The organism is Actinopolyspora sp. BKK2, from assembly GCF_011291845.1.
In the GTDB taxonomy this organism is placed as follows: Bacteria; Actinomycetota; Actinomycetes; order Mycobacteriales; family Pseudonocardiaceae; genus Actinopolyspora; species Actinopolyspora saharensis.
Window position 1 is genome coordinate 697,426 of record NZ_JAANTE010000001.1, and the last position, 22,169, is coordinate 719,594.

Sequence of the window (22,169 nt, forward strand, 5' to 3'; positions counted from 1 at the left end):
GTCACGCCGTGCCCTCCGCGTTCGCCTCGGTCTCGGTGAGCTTCTGGTACTCCTCGCCGGTGGCGTCGCGGCCCAGGGCCATGTGCGCCGCCGACTTCACCGCGATCGCCACCCCGGTGGGCGTGGGGTTGCACGCCGTGGCCGTGGGAATGACGTTGATCCCGCCCACCGCGAGGTTCTCGAAACCCCAGTGCCGCGAGTTCACGTCGACCACCGAGTCGCCGTGGTCGTTGGCCCCCATGCGAGTGGTCGACTGCAGGTGCAGCGACGACCCCGGCGGCTCGAACTGGGGCAGCTGCCCCGGCAACCAGCCGCCCAGGGACAGGGAGGCCTCCGCCAGCTCGCCGAGCATGCGGTGCGCGCGCTGTGCCGCCTTGTCCGGCATGGTGTACTCGAAGATGGGCTGCGGCATGCCCATCAGGTCCGTGTTCTCCTTGGAGAAGGTCACCCGGTTCTCCGCCAGCGGCTCGGCCATGCCGAACCACTGCAGGAACACCAGCAACCGTTGATCCACCAGCTCCGGGCCCGGTGTGGTGAAGTTGATCGGATCCTGGTGCACCTGCACGTGCCAGGGACGTTTCTCCGAGACCGGGACCCACACCTGAGGTTCGGCCGCGTTCGGCGCCAGCGCGTCGATCCCCGCGTGGCCCTCGTCGTCCCGGAAGGAGCCGACGATGTCCTCGCTCAGCACGGCAAAGCACGAGGCCACCGGCTGGTCGTTGAGATACCGGCCCAGCGCGTTGTGGCGGATCCGCGAGTTCCACAGCAGCTGGGGCCCGAATATCGGCCCCGTGGCGACGATGAACTTGTCGGCCTCGATCCGCTCGCTCTTCAGGGTATTGAAGTTCTGGACGTCGGCGGAGACGATCCGGCTGCCGGACTGCTGCGGCTTGTCGGTGTTGAGTCTCGTCACCAGGCGCTCGGACAGGATGGTCAGCCGGTCCCTGGTGTTCTCGTCGTCCCACACCGGGGCCAGGATGTCGTCGACGCCGGTCCACTTCACGTACCCGTCCTCGGCTCCGAACTCGCCCCTGCCGCGGCGTCGGGCCGCCATGGGCAGGTTCTGCACCGGGTAGTCCGCGGGCACCGGGAAGGGATAGTCCTCCGAGCGCTGGTCGAAGAAATCCTTCAGCGCCTTCTTGGTCACCTTCTGGCGCTGGAAGTTGAACTCCTCCGAACTTTTGCGCAGGAAGCTCTCCGCGACCTCGAAGAGATCGCCCCACTCGCCGTCGTTGATGAGATCGGAACGCTCCATCCTGGGGTGCGGGCGGGGCACCGCGCACGTCCACAGCGTGGACATTCCCCCGACCGCATAAGCACCCGCCGCACCGGAGAGGTTTTTCCGCGGGTCCTGCTCGGGATTGTAGAAGTTGAAATCGGCTTTCCGGTGCTGGAAGGCCGTCTTGTCCAACGTCTCCTGGTATCCACCGCCTTCCGCCACCCGCGAGAACGGCTGGACGTTCGCCGTCACCGTATCGGCGAACGTGTTCCAGTTGTCCTGGTAGACGCGGCTGTTGCGCAGGTGCTCGCCGGGCTCCTCGGACAGCTTGGTGCCTGCGTCCACCATGGTGACCTTGATATTCGAGTTCAGTTTCAGCAGCACACGAGCGTAGGTAGCCCCCACGGGGCCCGTGCCCACGATCAAAACGTCCGGTTTTTGAGCGGACTCCATGTCGACTCTCCAAAACGGGGAAACGTCTTCACTGGACGAGCGAGTGCGACGAGATGCAGCAGAACGAAGAAGAAAAAATTGCCGCGAGAATCGTTTTTTCCGAGCGCAGGCGAACCGCGCTCACATCACGAGAGGTCGCCGTCGAAAACAGTGCAGTCGAGCACCTCCACGTCGGATCGGCTCGAACAAAAACTACAAACCAGATCCCGATGGGAACAAGACGCGCAGCAAGGTCTCACCCGGAAGCACGAGAAAGCACCGCACCGAAAATGCGGAGAACAGCTCGCGAAAATCGTCGCGAAAACCCGAGAAGAGAAGAGCAGTCGACCGAGCAGAAATGATTTCGGGAAAAACAAAAACGGACCGCCGTGGAAGGCGGTTCCACGGCGGTCCGTCCGAGAACGAGGTGGTGTCTCCACCGGCGTGGCAGGCGGGCCGAGTGAGGGCTCGGCCCGCCCGCCACCGGGAAGCGGCCCTCAGGCCGAGGTCATACCGCTGGCCTCGGCAACCAGCTCGAAGGAGCGCAGCCAGGCCTCCCGCTCGGGAGCCAGCGAGGTGACCATCAGCTCGTCGGCCTGGGCGTGCTTGGCGAAACCGTCCAAGTACTCCTTGGCCTCCTCGGCGGTTCCCACCGCGGAGTAGGTCAACATCTGCTGGGCCTGCTGACCAGCGGGCGACTCCAGAGCCTCATCGGCCTCCTGCCGCGTGAAATTCCTGCGGGTGAGCAGCCGGAGCCTGCTGCGCTTGGCGGCCTGGAACTGCTCCTGAGCCTTCTCCGCGGTGTCGGCGGCGATGATGTTGACCCCGGCGATGACGTGGGGCTCGGACAGCTGCTCCGAAGGAGTGAACTGGTTCCGGTAGACCGACACGGCGTCTTCCAGCGCGTTCGGAGCGAAGTGCGAGGCGAACGAGTACGGCAACCCGAGCGCGGCCGCGAGCTTGGCCCCGAACAGCGAGGAACCCAGGATGTACAGCGGCACACCGGTGCCCTTGCCCGGCACCGCCTCCACGCCCTGCACCAGGGACTTCTCCCCCAGGTAGCCCTGCAGCTCCTGCACGTCCTGCGGGAAGCTCTCCGCGGCCTTCGGGTCGCGGCGCAACGCCTGCGCGGTCTGCTGGTCACTGCCCGGGGCCCTGCCGAGGCCGAGGTCGATGCGCCCCGGGTGCAGGGTTTCCAGAGTGCCGAACTGCTCGGCGATGGTCAGCGGGGCGTGATTCGGCAGCATGATGCCGCCCGCACCCACGCGGATCGAACTGGTGTGCGCGGCGATGTGCCCGATGATCACGCTCGTGGCCGAGGAGGCGATGCGCGGCATGTTGTGGTGCTCGGCATACCAGATGCGCCGATAACCCCACCGCTCGGCTCGCTGCGCCAGATCGATGCTCGCTCGCAGACTGTCGTCCGCCGTTTCGTCCTGGCCGATGTTGGCGAGATCGAGAATGGACAGTGGGACATCCATGGAGGTCGCACCCTTCCGCGCAGACATCGCAGCAGCCACTCGCACCGCTGCTTCGGTCAACCGGACGAACGCGCCGGGCCGAGGCGGCTATTCCCGGTATTGCCCGGATCACTCCCGTGCAGCGGGGCCACGGGCCCGCCGGAGGACGACAGCAGAGCGCACCGCGACCGGCGTGCTAGGGTTCGCAACCATGCAGCCGCAGCTAGTGCGCACGACCCCCGCCCCCGGGGTCGCGAGTACCGCGTGGTGGCCGCCGACGGCGGCCTGCTGCCTGCGCGTCTGACGCACTCCCACGGGCCGCCTCGTCGAGGTGGCCCGGGAACTCCCTCCCGGTTTCCTCCCCGGGGCGGTCCTCCAACGGCACGGAAGGACTCCCCATGAGCACCGAGGACACCGAAACGACCGGCTCCGCCGCCGAACTGATCGACCGCCTGCGCTCCGCGGACGGCCCGCCCTTCGCGCTGCTGCGCCGCTGGGACCCCGAGCACGACGAACCCGGCCCCGTCGAAGTGCTCATCGGGCCGATCACCACGGTCGAGCACCTCTCCGAGATCCCGCTGCCGCAGGGCGCTCCCGATCACGGCGCCGGGCACGACGCCCTCGCGCTCGTGCCGTTCCGCCAGATCCGCGAACGCGGCTTCGACTGCCACGACGACGGCACCCCGCTGCGGGTCCTCCGGGTGGAGGAAAGCCACCGGCTCGACACCCGCGACGTGCTCGACGCCCTGCCCGACCACGAGCTCGCACTGCACGAGGACGGTTTCGACGTCGACGACGAAACCTACGCGGCAACCGTCAAGCGGATCGTGCACGACGAGATCGCCACCGGCGAAGGGGCGAACTTCGTGATCCGGCGCGACTTCACCGCCCGGATCCACGACCACAGCACCGACTCGGCCCTGACCCTGTTCCGCAGGCTGCTGCGGGCCGAGCACGGCTCCTACTGGACGTTCCTCGTGCACGCAGGCCCCGAGGCCGACGAGCACGGCGGGCGAACGCTGGTGGGCGCCAGCCCCGAAGTGCACGTGCGGCTGGACGACGGCGAGGCGGTGATGAACCCGATCAGCGGCACCTACCGCTACCCCGACACCGGCCCCGACCGCGCAGGCCTGCTGCGGTTCCTCGCCGACCCCAAGGAGAACGCGGAACTGTCGATGGTGCTCGACGAGGAACTGAAGATGATGTCGGCGGTCGGCGACCGCGGCGGCCGCGTGCACGGGCCCTACCTGCGGGAAATGGCGCACCTGGCCCACACGGAGTTCGAGATCCGCGGCCGCACCGGGATGGACGCGCGCGACGTCCTCCGCGAGACCTCGTTCGCCGCCACCGTCACCGGAAGCCCGCTGGAGAACGCCTGCCGCGTGATCCGCCGCTACGAACCCTCCGGCCGTGGCTACTACGCCGGAGCACTGGCGCTGTTCTCCCGCGACTCCGGCGGAGGCCAGCGACTCGACTCGCCCATCCTCATCCGCGCCGCCGACATCGCCCCCGACGGGCGAGTCCGCATGCCCGTGGGGGCGACCCTGGTGCGGGACTCGGAACCCTCCTCGGAAGTCGCCGAAACCTGGACCAAGGCAGCAGGCGTGCTCACCGCGCTGGGCGTGCGCCAACGAACGGCCACCACGAACCCCGCCCGCCCCGACGGGGGCTTCACGCGGGACCCGCTGGTCGCCGCACGGCTGGCGGCCCGGCGCGACTCGCTGGCCCCCTTCTGGCTGCGCCCGCGGGAAGAACTCCCCGCCCCGACCGGACGAGCCTTGATCATCGACACCGGGGACAGCTTCACCGCCATGCTCGCGCAGGTGTTCCGCTCGCTCGGGCTGAACCCGATCGTGCGCGGCTACGCCACCCCACCGGACGAGCTGCTGGGCACGCGGGCGGAACTCACCGTGCTCGGGCCCGGCCCCGGCAACCCCGACGACCAGGACGACGCCCGCATGGCCCGACTGCGCGAACTGGCCCAGCAGCTGGTCCACGAGGCCCGAGCGGACGAGCACCCGCTGCTGGGCGTGTGCCTGGGACACCAGCTGATCGGCCGCGAACTCGGACTGCCCCTGCTGCGCAAAACGCGGCCGCACCAGGGGCTGCAGCGCGACATCGACCTCTTCGGACAGCGCTCCACCGTCGGGTTCTACAACTCCTTCACCGCTCACGCCGACGAGGACACGGCAGCGCGACTGCACACCAGCGGGATCGAACTCAGCCGCGATGCGGACAGCGGCGAGGTGCACGCCTTCCGCGCGCCGAACATCGCCGGTGTGCAGTTCCACCCGGAGTCCGTGCTCACCCTCGACGGCCGGGCGACCGTGCACGAGCTCGTCCAGCGGCTCGCGCCCGGGATCGCACCGGGACCTCTCGACAGCTGAGAACACCCGGTGGCCGGTGTGGCGCGCACACCGGCCACCGGCACGCAGCTCCACGGACCCCCGCACGTGCGGGGGCCTACGCCTACCCGCGGCCGATGCTGAAAAACCGCGCTGGTCTATCCCCGCGTGCGCGGGGCCTACGGTTATCGAGAGATCCTTACGTGGTCGGTGCGGGGTCTATCCCCGCGTGCGCGGGGCCTACCCCAGCGTTTCGCCGACGTCGTGCAGCTTCTCCGGTCTATCCCCGCGTGCGCGGGGCCTACGGTGGACTAATCACCGTCAACCGTGTCATGCGGGGTCTATCCCCGCGTGCGCGGGGCCTACACTTACTGCGCTGGGAGTTTATCAACGGCATCGAGCTTTCGGAACCACTTTCCTCCGGACGAAACACCGACACCTCAAGTCCCGGGACAGCACAACCAGGACGGCCAGGAAACGTGTCTGACCGTGCTCGGGGCGGGACGATCGCGGCGTTCGGAAACAACGACGACACGACAGATGCTGGTCCGGTGGACAGGCTCACGGCCTCGACCAAGTCGGTACCCCTGATCGGGCGGATCAAGCGTCAGCGCTACTTCAGCGCCTCGGCGAGCATCACGATGATGCCGCTGGGCCCGCGGACGTACGTGAGCTTGTAGACGTCCTCGTAGGTCGCCACGCCACGAAGCGGATAGCAACCGTGCCGCGCGGCTGTTTCGAGGGCCTCGTCGATGTCGTCGACCGAGAAGGCGACGCGGTGCATGCCGATCTCGTTGGGCCGAGCGGGCTCCGACTCGATCGCCTCGGGGTGGATGTACTCGAAGAGCTCGAGGTGACCGTGCCCGTCCGGTGTCCGAAGCATCGCGATGTCGGCGTGGTTGCCGTCGAGACCGACGGCGGTGTCGGCCCACTCACCACTGACCGCGTCGCGGCCGACGACCGTGAGCCCGAGGTCGGTGAAAAAGGCGATCGTCGCTTCGAGATCGCGAACGGCGATGCCGACATTCTCAAGTTCGATGGCCATGCGTGGCAGGCTACCCAGCCGAGCTGAGCAGCGCCGGTGACGAACGGGACTCGATCGAGCGAGCCTTCGAGCATCCACGAGCTGCTGCAACTGCTGATGATCCACCTCAAGCCGCTGCGCCATCAGCTGCATCGACTTGCGCTTGCCATCCAACAGCAGCCCACGCACATACAGCTCACCCTTGGCCCGCTACCCCCTCCGCGACAGACCGCCCAACTCTGCCTCGCGAACGTCTCCGCACGAGGCCGCACCGCCTGCATCTACTCCGGCGTCACATCGAGACCACCACACCGAAGATCAACTTTTGGCGAAGCCCTACTAGATTCTGCCCTCGCGGAGGGGACGGGCACGCACTCGGTCACCAGCCACGAGTCGTCCACCGTCCGTGGGAGATTCGTACTCTCGTCCGGGCGGAATCGCGGAACGCCCCCCACCGGTGGTCGCCGCCGTGGTGCTGGGCGTCGTCGTGGCTGCTGCTGGACAACGACCTCCTGGTCGCCAGGATGTTCCTCGGGGTCAGCACGCTCTTCCTGCCGTTCGTCGGCTTCTAGCTGCTCGCCGGAAGCAGTGGCGTGTCGTCCCCGGACACCTCAACCTGACGATCGCCGCGCAAGTACGGGGTCCCTGCTCGCTTTCGTGGTCATCGAGACGATCATGCTCGCGATCGTCTATCTGGCACTGATCGTTCACGCGACGGCGTGAGGCAACCTCCCGGTGCTCTCTCACTCGTGATCGGAGTGCTGGTTCCGGTGGTCCTCCAGAGGCTGGTCGTGGTGCACTGCCTGATCGCGCGCCATTTCCCGCCAACCGCGTCCGGAGGCGCTCCGCGAGCACGGCCTTTCCGGGCAAATCGTCGGGCCTCCGCAACTGGCTCCCCGGTCGCTCGACCCTCGCCTCCGCGGCCTCCTGGCTGGGGATCTCCGGGCTGACCGGATGATGCCCGATTGGGAGGACCGCTGCCGAGCCGTCCTCGCGACGCTTCGACGGCCGGTCGCTCAGATTCCGCCCGGCCCGAAGAAGTGGGCCAAGTGCTCCCGCAACGACTTCGCCGAAGTCCCGCCCGCCGCGTTCGTCCACGCCAGGTACCCGTCCGGGCGCACGAGCGCGGCGCTCCACGGACGCTCCTCGCCAAGCTCCACTTCGTGGGTTTCGACACGGTCCTTCCACTGCCGGGCGGCATCGGCAAGTTCGGAACGGGCGGCGGGGGTCAGCAGCAACAGCCCCGCGCCCCGGGCGAGCAGTTCCGCCACGCTCGTGTGGACGCCACCGATCCGCATTCCCAGATTGGTGAGGAAGTGTCCCTCGTGCCACGCGTCGGCGGAGTCCAGAGGTTCGTGGACCACGTCCTGCCCGCTGATCATTCCCTGCACGTGGTCGTTTGCCTGGCGCAGGTTCAGCAGTTCGCCGAAGAGCTCGCGCAGCGGGTCGAACTCCTCGCCCGGGTGCATCAGCGCGGCCTGTGCCCGCGTGTTGTCGATCACCCGGCGCGCGGTCGCGTGGCGTTCCGCGTGGTAGGTGTCCAGCAGGTCGGCGGGAGCCGAGCCGGAGGCGACCAGCGCGAGTTTCCACCCCAGGTTGAGGGAATCCTGCAGGCCCAGGTTCAGCCCCTGCCCTCCGAGCGGCGAGTGCAGGTGCGCCGCGTCGCCCGCCAGCAGCACCCGGCCGCTCCGGAACTCGTCGGCGAGTCGGCAGAAGTCGCTGAACCTGGTGAGGAACGCGGGATCACTCATGCCTACCTCGAAGCCCAGCACCCGGGACGTCCGCTCGCGCAGTTCGTCCAGGTCCACCGGCGCGCGGTGGTCGGGCAGCGGCCTGCGGAAGTCGTGCACGATCACGCGGCTGTGCCCGGCGGGGTTCGGGTTGACCAGGGTCCACCCGTGCGGGCCGTGCGTCCACCCGCCCGGGATCTCTCCCGGCCGGTCCAGTCGCACCAGCCCCAGCACGGCCGCGAAGTTGGGCGGGTGGGTGGCGGCGTCGATACCGGCCTGGCGACGTACCGTGCTCCGGGCACCGTCGGCCCCGACGACGTATCCCGCCCTGATGCGATGTTCACCGTCCGCGGCCCGCACCGTCACCTCGACCGCGCCGTCCTCCTGCCGCAGTTCGGTGACCCGTGATCCCCGCCTGAGATCGACGCCGAGTTCGCGAGCCAGTTCGTCCAGCGCCCGCTCCAGCTCGATCTGCGGCACGTTCACGAGCGGCGGCCCCTCGGAGGCGGGTGCGTGGATGGCGAGTCCGGGCAGCCCGGCGAAGTGGAACGGCGCGGAAGCGGCACTCCCGGGGTTGGTGGCCGGTGTGCGCAGGTAGCCGCGTCTGGTCAGCGACTGCACCGTCCGGGCGTGCAGGGTTCCCGCCCGGGGGTCCTGCCTGATCTCCTCCTCGGCCTCCGTCACGACCACCCTGATTCCGCGCGAGCGGAGCTCGTCGGCCAGCAGCAGGCCGACAGGCCCTCCGCCGACGACGAGGACATCGGTGTGCGTCTCGTTCAACTTCGCCCGCCTTTCGTGGTCGAGGGCGCACTCAGGTGGTGGCCGGTCGAGGGTGGTGGCTCGGGCTGAGGAACTTCTCGACCCAGCTCTCGTCGTAGTCACGCAGCACCGGCCGCCGCATGCCCGCCGCGTCGTGCGACTCCCAGACCGCACCGGGGTTGTGCACCGACCTGCCGTCCGGCGTGAACAGGTGTGGGCTGCCGCGGACCGCTCCCGACCGTGCCGTCCGCCAGTCCTCGTGAACGGCTCCCCGGTGGGTGCCGCTGCGCAGCGCGTCGGCGAGCAGCTCGGTGTCCACAGTGGAGCAGCGGTCCGCGACCTCCAGGATCGTCGGCGTGATCGTGATGCACTCGCTGCGGCGGTAGAACGCGTCGCGCAGCGCGGCGTCCAGCTCGTCGGCGGCCACCGGGCCCTGCAGCGAGGCTACGGCGCGCACCGCCTCCATGGGAGGAAGCATCGAGACGGGGTAGGCGGAGTCCTCGTTGCGCCAGCGGCGCCATCCGAGGCTGGGCAGGAAGTCCGCGATGGCCGCGATCTCCTCGTCGACGATCTCGCGCGGCGTGGGTCTGGAGTTGAACAGCTCCAGCGGGAACGCGCGGTGCTCCACCGTCACCCGCTCTCCCGCGAGACGGCGCAGGGTCTCCAGCGCCAGGGTCGCCCACGGGCACCCCGGATCGGACCAGACCGTCACGGTCACCGGCGAGTTTCCGTCAGATGTGGTGGTACGGGTGTCGTTCTCAGTGCTCATCGTCGGTGTCTCCGGGAAGTCGTACCGATTGGGAGTGCCGGAACACGTCGCCGGGGTCCCACCGAGCCTTGACCTGCTGCAGCCGGGGGTAATTGTCCTTGTAGTAGAGGTCGTGCCACGCCGTCCCGGAACGGTTGTGCCGCTCGTCGCCGAGGTCGACGTCCGGATAGTTGACGTAGCAGCCGTCGCTGAACTCGTCGGGGACGGGGACGCCTCCGCTGTCGGCGTAGGTTCGCTCGTACAGCGATCGGACCCAGGCGATGTTCTCCGCGTCCTCCTCCTCGTGCTGCCAGAAAGCCTGGTAGAGCAGTTTGTAGTGCGAGTCCCGCTGTGCGGATGCCGTCTGCGACGTCCCGACGGTGTTGATGGCACCTCCGTAGGACATCACCACCAGCATGCTGTTGGGATTGTTCGGACTCGGCGCGGTCAGGTGGTCGTACAGCACCGACGCGCGGGAGTCGGGAACGCGGTTTCGTCCGTAGGCGGACTTGTGCTCGCCGCGCAGCGTCGGGTCAGTCAGGTAGGGCGTGTTCGTTCCGATCAACCGGACGGCCCGCAGCCACGACAGTCTGCGCGTGTCGGCGAGCTCCGGCATCGGGGCGAACTCGCCCACCGGGGCGTTCATCGGGCGGGGCGTCCCCCCTGTCCCCGCCAGGACTCGTTCGAGGTGTTCCCGCAGCAGGTCCTCAGCCCCGGTCACCCCGGCATCCACCTGGGTGAGCATTCCGATGTGGCCGTTGCTGCTGTGGTTGAGCATGAGCATCCCGGACAACGCCGCCTCACGGGTGCGGGGCTCGGAGTGCTCGGAGTACCAACCGGTGAAATTGCCCAGCAGTGTGGTCAGCGCTTCGCGGTTCAGCTCCTCCCAGGGCAGCGACACCGCGTTCAGCAGCACCTCGTCCGGGGGTTGGGGCAACAGCTCCGGTGGTTCGCCGACCGCTCCCGGCGAGCGGAACAGGTAGCGGGTGACGATCCCGAAGTTGCCCCCGCCACCACCGGTGTGCCCCCACCACAGATCACGGTTGGGGTCGGTGTGTTCACGGGTGGCCGTCACCAGCCGTGCTCGTCCCTCCGCGTCCACCACCACTACCTCGACCCCGTAGAGGTGGTCCACGGTGAGACCGTGCTGCCTGGAGAGCAGGCCGTAGCCCCCACCCGCCACGTGTCCGCCCGCTCCGACCGAGTAGCACAGCCCGCCGGGCAGGGTGACTCCCCAGTCGAGGTACAGCCTTTCGTAGACGTCGAGCAACCGTGCACCGGCTTCAACGGCGAACGCCTGGTGATCGGAGTCGAAGTACACACCGTTCATGGCGGAGAGGTCCACGACGGCTTCGACCTCCGGATTGAAGACGAAGTCCTCGAAGCAGTGTCCGCCACTGTGCACCGAGATCCGGTTGCCGGCGGTGACGCTCTCCCCGACCGCCACGCGCACCTGCTCGGACGACTCCGGCAGGTAGACGACCTCCGGAGCTGCCTGGTAGCGCTGGTTCATTCCGCTGGTGAGGGTGATGAACCTGCCGTCGGTCGGAGTTATGGACCTCGGCCGCCCGGTCGGAGCGGAACTGTTGGCTGTTGGCATCGTTTCCCTTTCGCCGGCTGCGCGGGTGGTGGCGCGTCGGCGTGCTCTCGTGCCGACGCGCCCGCGGAGCCCGTCCGACATCCGTGCTGCTGCTCGAGGGTTGGTCCCCGAAGGCCGGTCCCGGGGTCGAGTCGGACGGCCTCCGAGCTCAGCGGTCCTCGACCACCTCGCCACCCGACCCCCAGTGGCTGCGTTCCACGTCCTGGATCAGTACGGTGACCGCCGCTTCGGGGCACTCGGCTATTCGCGAGACCGTGCGGGTCACCTCCTCGACGAGCTCACGTCTGCCTGTTCCGTCCACTCCGGACCACCAGTTGACCGTTACGACCGGCATGATCTTCCTTTCAGGGGAGGGATTGCTCGGGTTGCTCCGGTTGCCGCGGTGCTCGGTTCGCGGCTCCAGCCGGGTCACGGCACGGTTCCCGTCCCACGAGTTGCTCGCGTGACGTCGATGTGCCCGGTCCCGGTGGAGAACTCCCCGCGTTCCGCCCGCGGATGCCGTTCAGCCGGACGAAACGGCGGGTTCGGACCTGTTCGCGACAGCGGGGGAGGCCGTCGCCGCCCTCCGTTGCCGCCGGTCCGCGGCAGCTCCCGCCAGCGCGGTCAGCAGTGCCGCGGCTGCCAGGATCGCTCCGATCCAGCTGGGTGCGAGGTAGCCGTATCCGGCGCTGATGCCGAGACCGGCCAGCCAGGGGCCGAGGGCGTTGCCGATGTTGAACGCCGATATGTTGCTCGCGCTGGTCAGCGTCGGCGCACCCTCCGACTCGTTCATCACGCGGGTCTGCAGGGCGGGGTTGATCAGGAAACTGGCCACGCCGAACAGTCCCAGGGTGGCGATCATGGTCACGCCGTTGTGCGCGGTCGCGCTGAACAGCAGCAGCATGCCGCTCAACAGCACCAGACCGACTGTCAGGGTGGTCATCAGCCCTCGGTCGGCGAACCTGCCGCCGAGTACGGTACCGAGGAAACTTCCCACTCCGAACAGCATCAGCAGTGGGGCCACGGCCGTTTCGGGGAAGTCGGTCACGTTGGTCAACAGCGGGGCGATGTAGGTGTAGGCGGCGTACAGTCCTGCCTGGCTGAGCATCGTGGTGGCCAGCGCGAGCCAGACCTTCGGGTTCGCGAAGGCTGACAGTTCGTTGCGGATGCCGGGCTGCTCACCCTTCGGCTGGTGCGGAATGAGCGTGCTGACACCCACCAGACTGATCAGCCCGAGCACGGCGACGGCCCAGAAGGTGGCCCGCCAGCCGAAGTGCTGACCGATGAAGGTCCCCATGGGGACTCCCGCGATCGTGGCTATGGTCAGTCCGCCGAACATGATCGCGATCGCGCGGGCCTTCTTCTCCTGCGGTACCAGGTTCGCCGCCACCACGGCGCCGATGCCGAAGAACGCGCCGTGCGAGATCGCCGTGATCACGCGGGCGGCCATGAGCACTCCGTAGCTCGGTGCGGCGGCCGCCAGGCTCTCACCCACGACGAACACCACGAGCAGGGTGACCAGCGTGGCCTTCTTGGGGACCCTCGCGGTCAGCACGGTCATCGTCGGCGCGCCGATGACGACGCCGACGGCGAACAGCGATATCAGCAGCCCGGCGTCGGGCAGTGAGACTCCGAATCCCGCTGCCAGCTCGGGCAGCAGCCCGGCGATCATGAATTCGGTGGTTCCCAGGCTGAACACCGTCAACCCGAGGACGAACAGTGCGATGGGCATGGATTCTCCAGGGAGTGGGATTCCGCAGCGCGAATCCTGCGGTGCATCTTGCGTGGATGACCGGTTGCCCGCGTGCGAGCCGGGGTTCGCGTTCCCGCGGTCGCGGTGGCGCCTGCACCGGTTGCTTCCGCTCCGCGGTGTCACCCGGGGGCGGGAACGGCCGAGGGGCGGCCGTTCCCGAGCGGACGGTCACGGTCTTCGGAACTCGTTGCGGGAGGGCCTGCCCGCCGGCTCGGCTGTCGCCCACGCGGGACGGTGCCCGCCCATGTCGGTAGGGGACCTCTGGCGGGGGCCGTGCCACGAACCCCGCTTCCTTCCCAGCGAGGTGGCTGGCTCGCGCGCTCCGGGCCACCAGGACCACGCGGGTCGAGCATCCGAGCCGGAACCGGCGGTTGCCGATCGAGCTCTCAGTCGAGGGCCCGCAACCCCGCTTCGGCGATCTTGACGTCGTCGGTCCAGTGCGCGCCCGAGACACCGACGGCGCCCACGGTCTCCCCGTCGACGACGATCGGCAGTCCGCCACCCATCGGAGCGAGCCGGTCGATGGTGGTCGGAGCCGCCGCTCCCAGTACGGCGTCCGCGGAGAGCTTCTCCGACCAGGTTTCGGTGGACATCTTCGACGAAGCGGCTGTGTAGGCCTTGTCCTGGGCGACCTGGACGGCGTTGAGCTTGGCGCCGTCCTGCCGCAGGAAGGCCTTCAGCTGGCCGGACTCGTCGACCACGGCGACGGCGAATCGCTGTTCGCCCTGCTTGGCGGCCTCGTCGGCGGCACGCACGATCCGGCCCGCGAGTTCGTCGCTGATGCTCGAACGTTGCACTACCTTGTTCATTCTTGCTCCCCGTTAGTTGTTTTCGCTGGTCAACACCGAGAGGTGAACTCTCCACGTGTCCGGTCCACCGCGTCGCGGTGGGGCCGGCAGGGGACGCGCGCGGAGATGTTTCAACAGCGGACCATTTGATGGCGAATAGTACGTTAGCGGACAGTGCGGCGTGAAGCAACGCGATGTCGCAAGATCAGGCACTTTTTCTGGTACGAGCAGTCAAGGAACGAGGGGTGACCTCGTGTGAAGTACCGTTTGCACGAGGGAACCTTCAGGGCTCGTTCACCAGGGGTTTCTTGGAGTTCACATGGCGCCTTTGCAGGCGAGAGCACGGTTACCGGACAGTAGAAAAGCCGGTTGAGTGCGAAGCGAAGAGGGGGCGTGGCTTGTTTTGTTGACGCTCTGTACCAGAAAGGTTAGCGTTGCGATGGGACGTGCACGAGAGTTCGACACTGACCGTGTACTGCTGCAGGTGATGGGGGTCTTCTGGGAGAAGGGTTACGAGGCCACCTCTGTCCAGGACCTGGCCGAAGCCGCCGGGGTCGGGAGGGGGTCGCTCTACGCGGCCTTCCACAGCAAGGAGAACCTGTACGCGAAGGCGCTGCAACGATACGTCGAGCAGGTAACGGAGATCATGCGTTCGCAGCTGCTGCGGCAGATGCCCATCCGCGAAGCACTGTGGAACCTGCTCACCGGGCGGATCGAGGACGCGCTGGCTGTTCCGGGGCGTCCTGGCTGCATGCTGGTCAACGCGGTGATCGAGCGCGTCCCGCACGATCCGGGAACGCACAGGATCGTCCAGGACGCGATCACGGCTCTGCGGGAATTGCTCTCCGCCTCCCTGCACACCGCCAGGGGGCTCGGTGAGATACCGGAGGACGCCAATGTTCAGCGTATTTCCGACTTCTTCGCGATGGTGATCCAGGGGGTCCGCGTCATGAGCGCGGTGTACCCGGACGAGAAAATGCTGCAAGGGATCATAGAAACAGCGCTGACGGTCGTCCCGCTGGAGGAGAATAATCGATGAGCCGCCCCCCGGGGGAGGTTATCGGGCGGCTCGTCTTGATTTTCCTCGATGACGACCGGTTGTGTTGATGTTTCAGCCCGCCGGGATGTTCGATCCTCCCGGCGGGCCGGAACTGCTCTCGGCAGTTCTTCCAGATCATTTACCATAAAGATTCTTTCTTGTGGTGATTGGTCGTCGTCCCTGCGCAGATCCTGTTTCGTTTGTATTCTTCCTGGTGGCTCTGCTTTGGTAGTCGAGGTGGGGGCGCGGCGCCGGATGCAGGTTCACCTGCACGTGCTCGTATTGTGGCAACGGTTTCGTCCGAAATGTTCGACCGAGTCGATCCGTGCTCCGTTTGTAGTAGTGAAAAGCTGCGACGTTCGTACCGTTAATGGTCCGAACGGATTCTCGGGTATGATTTTTCGGAAAATGACGATCGTGTCTTGACGTTTCTGTTTGTCTGCCCATAGGTTTGTCGTCGGCGTCGGCGGAAGGCCGACGGGAAATGCATCTGATTGGTGTGAATCGATGACCACGGGTGTGGCGCAGGCCGCTATTGTCAAGAATTCCGATTTCGTTTACTCGTCATTCGATTGGGGGCGCGTAACAGAACCGGTGGGGCCCGCTATCGGCGCCGAGAAAGTCACGCTGAACGTCGTTGACATTCTGCCCGGCAGCGTGTGGCGGCTCGGCTGGGCGCTGGAGGAGGAGAACGTCGTGGTGGTGTTCCGCGGCGACGGCCACGGGGACGTGACTTCCGAGCGGTCCCCGCTGCGCAGGGGGGACGCGTTGTACTCCCCGACGGGGCGAACCCTGGAGCTGGGCGCGGGCGACGAAGGACTGATGGTCTACGTGTGGCGCACCGGGCTGCTGGGAGACGAACCACGCTCCCGTAGTCCCCGGATCAGCAGCGAACTGGGCAACACCGAGACGCAACTGCGCGGTTTCACCGGGACCGGTGAAGTCCAGGCCAGGGACGAGACGGCCGTCATGAACTTCGTCTTCTGGCCCGGCACCGGCAGCAACAGGCTCTGCCTGCACTGCGGAACCATGCAGCCGGGCCAGACCTTCAACGTGCACGTGCATCCGGAAAGCGAGGAGGCCTTCATCGCCTTCGAAGGGCGTGGGCAGTTCTACCTCGAGGACGGTTGGTACGAGGCGGAGGCGGGCGACGTGCTCTTCGCCCCACCGGGCGTGCCCCACGGAACCAGTTATCCGGCCGAGGACGCGGAGGCACCGAACTTCGTCACCTGCGGCGGTCCCACCCCCTTCGACCCAGTGCTCTACGCCCGCGCGGGTGTCTCGGCGGAAGTGAGGTAACCAGCATGTGCCGCATCTACGGACACTTCGGGGGCCACGTACCCGACGATCGATTACGGGCGGTCGCCCGGTTGCAGCGCCACGGCGGGCCGGACGCGCAGACCCACCACGGCGCCGACACCTGGGCCCTGGGCAACAATCGACTGGCCATAGTGGATCTCGATCACGGGGAGCAGCCGTACACCCTGGGGGACTCCATCCACGTGGTGTTCAACGGTGAGATCTACAACCACCGCGAACTGCGCGAACGGCTGCGCGGTTTCGGGTACACCTTCACCGACCACTGCGACGGCTCGATCCTGCCCGCGCTGTACCACCGCTACGGCACCGACTTCCCCGAACACCTGGACGGGATGTTCGCCGTGGCCGTGGTGGACCTGCGCGCGGAGCCCAAACTGGTGCTGGCCACGGACGAGGCCGGCATGAAGCCCCTGTACTACCACCAGGACCCCTCGACGGGCACCCTGTCGTTCTCCTCCGAGCTCCCCGCTCTGCTGAGCATGCCGGGAGTCGACCGGAGCGTGTGGACCGAAGGGCTGGACTCGTACCTATCCACCAAGACGCCCTTCGGGGAACGCACCATGTTCGCCGCGGTGAGGGTGTTGCCGCGCGCGGCCACGGCGGAGTTCACGGAGCGTTCCGGCCTGCGAGTGCACCGCAGGACCCCCGCCCCGGCCGACGTCGAGACCGGTGATCTGAACCAGGCCGGGGAACGGCTCCGCGAGGTCCTCTCCCGCGAGGTGGGGCGGCTGCGGCTCGGAGATGTCCCGGTCTCGGCCATCACCAGCGGCGGACTCGACTCCAGCCTGGTCACGGCGCTGCTGGCTCCCGGTGTTCCGGACCTACACAGCTTCAACATCGCCTACCGGGGTGATTGGCCGTTCGACGAACGTGAGTACGCCCGTGCCGTCGCCGAGTACGCCGGTACCAACTACCACCAGGTCGAGTCCGATCCGGAGGACTTCCCGGATCTGCTCGACGAAGTCGTCTGGCACCTGGGGCAACCCAACGCCGACCCGATCACGATCAGCACCTACGTGCTGTTCCGGGCGGTGCACGACGCGGGCTTCAAGGTGGCCGTCACCGGCGACGCCGCCGACGAGATATTCGGTGGTTACGGTCGGATGCGGCAGGCGCTGCGGGACGGATCGGACTGGGCCGACCGGTACGTGGAGTCGTTGGCGGCTGTCCCACGTGGATTGCGCGAGCGGTTGTACACCGCGGAGTACCGGGATCACCTGCGGCGGCAGGGAACCGCTTCGGAACGGATCAAGCACGATCTGCTGGCCGACGGCAGGGACAGGCTGGAGGCGATCACCGAGCTCGAGGTGGACGAACGTCTTCCCGCCTACCACCTGCGACGTGTCGACCACCTGAGCATGGCCAGCTCGGTGGAGGTCCGCCTCCCGTTCTGCCAACCCGAGGTCACACGGCTGGCGCGTGGACTCCCCCGAGATCTGCGAATCAGGGGTGACGAGGGAAAGCGCGCGCTCTACGCGGCGGCGAAGGGGCGGCTGCCGGATTCGGTCCTCAACCGGAGCAAACAGCCTTTCACGCTGCCGATTACCTCGATGCTGACCGAGGGCAACAAGCTCCTCGAATTCGCGAGGCAGACCCTGTCCCCCGACGAGGTCGCCGGGGACGGGCGACTCGACCCGCGGGCGGTCGGCGAGCTGATCGATCACCAGGCCGCCGAGCCCACCGACGAGAAGGCACTGGCCGTGTGGTCGTTGATGATCCACCAGGTCTGGATCCGGCGAATGGGGGCCGGAACAGGTGCACACCGGGAACTCGCGGAGGAGACCGTCTGATGCTGACCCACATAGCGGCAGCCACCGGAGCGCCCAGCTCAACGCTGGTGCTCAGTGCCGACTCACTTCCTGGTACTGAGGAGGAACTGGCCGGTGCGCTGCGAGACGCGACCGACTGGCTGTGCGAACGAGGTCTCGACGACATCACCAAGATCGCGCTGATCGCGCCCTCCCGGCATCCGCTCTTCGATCTGGACTACCGCTTCGTGCAGGTCCTGCCCGGTGCGGTGAACCGGTTCGACTTCAGGGGGAGCTGCGGTCATTCGATCCTGGCCTCGGTCGTCGTGGCGAGCCGGTTGGGCTGGATCCCGAAGCTGGCGCCCGAACACCGGATCCGCGTGCGGGTTACCAACAACAACGACCGCGTGGTCTGCGAGGTCGACGAGTCGGTCCGGGACCGGACCACCTTCACGGTGCACTTCCTGCGTCAGCAGGAGGCCCGATTGGACAGCCTGCTGCGGGACGGGCAGCCGGTGACAGGTCTTTCCACTTCGGATGGTGGTATCCGGGTCAGTCAGGTATCGGCGGGCAACCCGTACGTTTTCGTCTCCGCAGCGGATCTGGGCGTCAGCGATGTCGACGAGCTGTTCGGTGACAACGGCCGGCTCTACGACTCGCTGAGCGAGATCCGTCGTTCGGCGGCGGTGCACGCGGGACTGCCGCCGGAGGGCGCCTTCCCCAAGATCGCCGCGCTGCTGCCGGACGGCGACGCCACGCTCGCGGTACGTGCCCTCTCGGTGCCCTCGTGGCACCCCACGATCGCACTGACCGGCGCGGTGTGCCTGGGGGCCGCGACCAAGATCGAGGGCACTGTTCCGAACGTCCTGGCGGGTTCCGCCGCACGACCGGGACTTCCGCTGACCATCCGCACTCCGGGCGGAGCCACGGTGGCCTCCGCGGCCGTCTCCGGGGCCGGGCTCTCGAGCACGCTGTCCTGGGTCAGCGTGCCGCACAAGGAGGTCGTCTTCCGCGGGGCGGTGGACATCGACTCACTACGCCCACACACCAGAAAGGACGAACTGCTGTGTCTGTGACCGAACTGGACGTGCACATCGACGAAGCCTTCGCGCGAGAGCACCCGACGGGACGCGAGGAGCTTCTCCGACTGCTCGCCGAGCGGAGCTCTGCCTCGGACCTGCGTGGCAGCCCCGATACCGAGGTGCTCACCGCGTTGCGCGAGTCCGACGTCGTCGGCCTGGTGGTGCCCAAGCGGTTCGGCGGTTCGGGATCCGACTTCCTGGAGCTGAATCGCACCATCGCCCAGCTCGCCTACTACGATCCCTCGGTCGCGATCATCGCCTTCCAGCACCTGGCGGTGTGCGCGAGGATCGTCGAGCGGGGCACCCGGCGACAGCAGGAGAAGCTGCTTCCCGAGCTCGCCTCCGGACACATGCTGGCCGCCTCGGCGTGGAGCGAGTCCGGAGCCGGCGCGGACAAGAAGAACCTGTCCACCGTGGCCGAGGAGTCCTCCGACGGCAGCTGGTCCGTCAGCGGCGGCAAGGCCTTCACGACCGGTGCGGGGCTTGCGGATGTCTATCTGGTGCTCGCGCAGAGCACCGACGTGCGTGACCTCGATAGTTCCTACGGTGCCCACGGGCAGAGCTTCTTCCTGATCCCCGCCGACAATCCGGGCATTCGCCCCGACACCGGTCTCGATCTGGTGGGCATGCGTTCCTCGGCCACGGGCTTCGTCCAGCTGCACGAGTGCGTCTTGCCCGGTGACGCCCTGCTCGGGCCGCGGGACGAGGCGGGCAGCATCATCGCCGAGGTCAAGCGTTCGGGGGCCACGCTGGGGGCCGTTTCGCTGGGCATCGCCGAGTCCGCCTGCGACCTGGTGCAGGAGTTCGCCCGGAACAAGGGGGTGCTGGGGCACCAGGCGCAGCGGCACCGGTTGGTGGAGCTGCGCGCACGGGTCGAGGCCGCCCGTGGGCTGGTCGAACGTGCGGGGGCCGGAACCTCGGGCGCTCCCGGGAACACGACGTTGTACAGCAAGATCTTCGCAGCCGAGACCTCCGAGGAAGTGGTGCAGGCGCTCGCGCGCATGCTCGGGAGCACCGGCTACGTCAGCACGAACCCGATCAACCGCATGCAGCGCGACGCCAGAGCTGTCGCGCTCATGGGCCCGACCAACGATCTGAGCAGGGAACTGGTGAGTACCTCATGGACGGTGTGACTCCGAGCGAGACGTTCGACCTGCTGATTCGCGGTGCCCGCGTGGTCACCGGAGACGGTGTGCGACGGCTGGACGTCGCCGTTTCGGCGGGACGAGTCGCCAGGCTGCTGGAACCGGGGACCGAGGCGGTCGCCGCGAGCACGATCCCGGCGCAGGGACGATACCTGCTTCCCGGCCTGATCGACTCCCACGTGCACTTCCGGACACCCGGTCTCACGCACAAGGAGGACTGGGCGCACGGTTCCCGCGCGGCCGTGGCCGGCGGGATCACGACCGTGATCGACATGCCGAACACCCAGCCACCCCTGTTCGACCCCTCGGACGCCCACGACAAGCACGCGGAGATCGCGGGCACCAGTCTCGTCGACTACCGCTTTCACGCGGGGGTGGACCCGTCGGGGCTGGAACGACTGGAGCGGTTCACCCCGAGGGAGGCCACTTCCGCGAAGGCCTTCCTGGCCGGGCACCACACCGCCCCGAACGTGCTCCGTGACGCGGAGTCCCTGGAGGGGCTGTTCCGCAGGGGAGCCGACAACGGGCTCCGGTTGCTGTTCCACGCGGAGGACAGCGAGGTCTTCGACCTGCTCGACCAGTGGCACGGCGTCCCGGGGCGCTACCGCGACTACGAGCGGCTGCGGCCGCGAAGCGGTGGTGTGGTGGCGGTCGCCAAGCTGATCGAGCTGGTGCGCAGGTACGGCACACCCATCCACGTGCTGCACGTTTCGTCCCGGGAGGAGGCCGACCTGCTCAGCGCCGCACGCGCCGCCGGACTGCCGGTGAGTTTCGAGGTCACCGCGCACCACCTCTCCTTCACCGCCGAGGACACGGAACGCATGGGGGCCCGCATCAGGCTAAGCCCGGCGATCAGGGACAGGACCGATCAGGAAAGGCTCTGGTCGGCGGTGATCGACGGCGAGGCCTCCTGCTTGGGCAGTGACCACGCGCCGCACGAGCTCTCCGACAAGGTCCGCTCACCCGAGGATGCCCCGCCCGGCCTCCCCGGGGTGCAGGAGCTGTTCCCCGCCCTGTTCACCGGGCTGCGCAGGCGGTTGCCGCAGCGGCACACCGACGAGCTGCTGCGCGTCGCCGTCCGGTTGTTGGGCGAGGGCCCCGCGGGAATGTTCGGGCTGGAGCGGAAGGGGGAGATCCGGCCGGGTGCCGACGCCGATCTGGTCGTGTTCGATCCCGACGCGAACTGGATGCTCGACGAGGAGGGAGTCCGGTCACGCTGCGGCTGGTCGGCTTACCAGGGGTGGACGTTCACCGGTCGGGTCGAGCGGACCATCCGTGCCGGGCGCACGGTGTTCAGCCGCGATCGAGCGGGAGCGGCGTGGTTCGGCGAACCCGACGGCGTCTGGCTGGACGAGCGGGGAGCGGGGGAGTCCGCGACCGACCCCGGTACCGCGAACCTCGTTGGGAGTGAGCATCGTTGAGCCGCACCGTCGTAACCCTCGATTCGGGAGCGCCCGCGCGCGAGGAACCGGCACACGAGGAACTGGTCGCCGAGTTCAAGGAGGCCATGTCCTCACTGGCCGCCGGAGTGTGCGTGGTGACCACGTTGAACCAGCACGCCGAGCCCATCGGTTTCGCGGCGAGCTCGGTTGCCTCGGTCTCGGTGGATCCGCTGCTGCTGCTGGTCTGCCAGGCCAAGTCGGCGCGTTCTCACGGTGTTTTCGCCGAGTGCGAGAACTTCGCGGTCAGCGTGCTGGCGGCGGAGCAGCGGGAGCTCGCGGAACGCTTCGCCAAACCGGTGGCGGACCGCTTCAGCGGTTCCGGGTTCGTGGCCGGTGGCCGGAGGGCGCCCACTCATCCGGATGCGCTGGCGCGGTTGCAGTGCCGCCGGGTCGAGACCGTGGACGCGGGGGACCACAGCATTCTGCTCGGCAGGCCGGTGGAGATCAGTACCACCCGTGGCGACCCGCTGGTCTACCAGGCGCGACGATTCCGCCGCGTCGAGCCGTTGACCGTCGCGAGCTCGGGAGCGGGATCATGACCGGTGCGCTCGTCGCG

18 protein-coding genes, 1 pseudogene and 1 CRISPR repeat array are annotated in these 22,169 nt (G+C 67.9%); of the genes and pseudogenes, 9 read left to right on the forward strand and 10 right to left on the reverse strand.

The features are described 5' to 3' along the window. Window position 1: 1 nt before the first annotated feature. Entirely contained in the window at window positions 2-1,672 is a 1,671-nt protein-coding gene (locus tag G9Q41_RS03080; RefSeq protein ID WP_165631326.1) for a GMC oxidoreductase, read from the reverse strand. A 53-nt stretch (window positions 1,673-1,725) separates the two neighbouring features. On the opposite strand from G9Q41_RS03080, the gene G9Q41_RS03085 reads away from it, so the two are divergent. Continuing rightward, window positions 1,726-2,013 (forward strand): hypothetical protein, encoded by a 288-nt coding sequence (locus G9Q41_RS03085; RefSeq protein WP_165631325.1) that lies wholly within the window; start codon window positions 1,726-1,728, stop codon window positions 2,011-2,013. A gap of 135 nt (window positions 2,014-2,148) precedes the next feature. Here G9Q41_RS03085 and G9Q41_RS03090 read toward each other — a convergent pair whose 3' ends face one another. Then, entirely contained in the window at window positions 2,149-3,132 is a 984-nt protein-coding gene (locus G9Q41_RS03090) for an LLM class flavin-dependent oxidoreductase (RefSeq protein ID WP_092521161.1), read from the reverse strand. 377 nt (window positions 3,133-3,509) lie between these two features. Between G9Q41_RS03090 and G9Q41_RS03095 the strand changes: the two genes are divergently transcribed. Further along, on the forward strand, window positions 3,510-5,498 hold the full coding sequence (locus tag G9Q41_RS03095) for an anthranilate synthase family protein (protein ID WP_165631324.1): 1,989 nt from the start codon (window positions 3,510-3,512) through the stop codon (window positions 5,496-5,498). Between the two features lie 113 nt (window positions 5,499-5,611). Beyond that, window positions 5,612-5,822: direct repeats of the CRISPR family, unit length 28 nt; unit sequence GGTCTATCCCCGCGTGCGCGGGGCCTAC. 247 nt (window positions 5,823-6,069) lie between these two features. Here the strand turns inward: G9Q41_RS03095 and G9Q41_RS03100 are convergent. From G9Q41_RS03100 to G9Q41_RS03135, 8 genes and pseudogenes are all read right to left on the reverse strand, one after another. Continuing rightward, entirely contained in the window at window positions 6,070-6,501 is a 432-nt protein-coding gene (locus tag G9Q41_RS03100; RefSeq protein WP_165631686.1) for a VOC family protein, read from the reverse strand. A gap of 45 nt (window positions 6,502-6,546) precedes the next feature. Beyond that, a pseudogene (locus G9Q41_RS22550) lies at window positions 6,547-6,678 on the reverse strand (transposase); the annotation flags it as partial. Between the two features lie 818 nt (window positions 6,679-7,496). Next, on the reverse strand, window positions 7,497-8,990 hold the full coding sequence (locus G9Q41_RS03110; RefSeq protein ID WP_165631323.1) for an FAD-dependent monooxygenase: 1,494 nt from the start codon (window positions 8,988-8,990) through the stop codon (window positions 7,497-7,499). A gap of 31 nt (window positions 8,991-9,021) precedes the next feature. Beyond that, a complete protein-coding gene (locus G9Q41_RS03115; RefSeq protein WP_165631322.1) occupies window positions 9,022-9,738 on the reverse strand; it encodes a DsbA family protein in 717 nt (238 codons plus the stop codon). Beyond that, window positions 9,728-11,317: a BBE domain-containing protein gene (locus tag G9Q41_RS03120; protein ID WP_165631321.1), complete on the reverse strand. Its 1,590-nt coding sequence runs from the start codon at window positions 11,315-11,317 to the stop codon at window positions 9,728-9,730. Before G9Q41_RS03120 ends, G9Q41_RS03115 begins: the two co-directional genes overlap by 11 nt. A 148-nt stretch (window positions 11,318-11,465) precedes the next feature. Continuing rightward, entirely contained in the window at window positions 11,466-11,651 is a 186-nt protein-coding gene (locus G9Q41_RS03125; protein ID WP_092522624.1) for a tautomerase family protein, read from the reverse strand. A 168-nt stretch (window positions 11,652-11,819) separates the two neighbouring features. Continuing rightward, window positions 11,820-13,028 (reverse strand): Cmx/CmrA family chloramphenicol efflux MFS transporter, encoded by a 1,209-nt coding sequence (locus G9Q41_RS03130; protein WP_092521135.1) that lies wholly within the window; start codon window positions 13,026-13,028, stop codon window positions 11,820-11,822. Window positions 13,029-13,435: 407 nt separating this feature from the next. After that, window positions 13,436-13,858: a heme-binding protein gene (locus G9Q41_RS03135; protein WP_165631320.1), complete on the reverse strand. Its 423-nt coding sequence runs from the start codon at window positions 13,856-13,858 to the stop codon at window positions 13,436-13,438. 418 nt (window positions 13,859-14,276) lie between these two features. On the opposite strand from G9Q41_RS03135, the gene G9Q41_RS03140 reads away from it, so the two are divergent. From G9Q41_RS03140 to G9Q41_RS03170, 7 genes are all read left to right on the forward strand, one after another. Next, window positions 14,277-14,876: a TetR/AcrR family transcriptional regulator gene (locus G9Q41_RS03140; protein ID WP_165631319.1), complete on the forward strand. Its 600-nt coding sequence runs from the start codon at window positions 14,277-14,279 to the stop codon at window positions 14,874-14,876. A gap of 594 nt (window positions 14,877-15,470) precedes the next feature. Beyond that, the gene (locus G9Q41_RS22555; RefSeq protein WP_207630375.1) at window positions 15,471-16,175 is read left to right on the forward strand and encodes a cupin domain-containing protein; all 705 of its coding nucleotides are present in this window, start codon (window positions 15,471-15,473) and stop codon (window positions 16,173-16,175) included. Between the two features lie 5 nt (window positions 16,176-16,180). Beyond that, window positions 16,181-17,986 carry an asparagine synthase (glutamine-hydrolyzing) gene (gene asnB, locus G9Q41_RS03150; RefSeq protein ID WP_165631317.1) on the forward strand — a complete coding sequence of 602 codons (1,806 nt, stop codon included), beginning with the start codon at window positions 16,181-16,183 and terminating at the stop codon, window positions 17,984-17,986. Beyond that, window positions 17,986-19,020, forward strand: a complete 1,035-nt coding sequence (locus G9Q41_RS03155; protein ID WP_092521130.1) for a PrpF domain-containing protein — start codon at window positions 17,986-17,988, stop codon at window positions 19,018-19,020. Before asnB ends, G9Q41_RS03155 begins: the two co-directional genes overlap by 1 nt. Next, a complete protein-coding gene (locus tag G9Q41_RS03160; RefSeq protein WP_207630374.1) occupies window positions 19,011-20,159 on the forward strand; it encodes an acyl-CoA dehydrogenase family protein in 1,149 nt (382 codons plus the stop codon). Before G9Q41_RS03155 ends, G9Q41_RS03160 begins: the two co-directional genes overlap by 10 nt. Beyond that, entirely contained in the window at window positions 20,147-21,592 is a 1,446-nt protein-coding gene (locus tag G9Q41_RS03165) for a dihydroorotase family protein (protein WP_092521129.1), read from the forward strand. The genes G9Q41_RS03160 and G9Q41_RS03165 overlap by 13 nt, the downstream gene beginning before the upstream one ends. After that, window positions 21,589-22,152 (forward strand): flavin reductase family protein, encoded by a 564-nt coding sequence (locus tag G9Q41_RS03170; RefSeq protein WP_092521128.1) that lies wholly within the window; start codon window positions 21,589-21,591, stop codon window positions 22,150-22,152. The genes G9Q41_RS03165 and G9Q41_RS03170 overlap by 4 nt, the downstream gene beginning before the upstream one ends. Window positions 22,153-22,169: the final 17 nt, after the last annotated feature.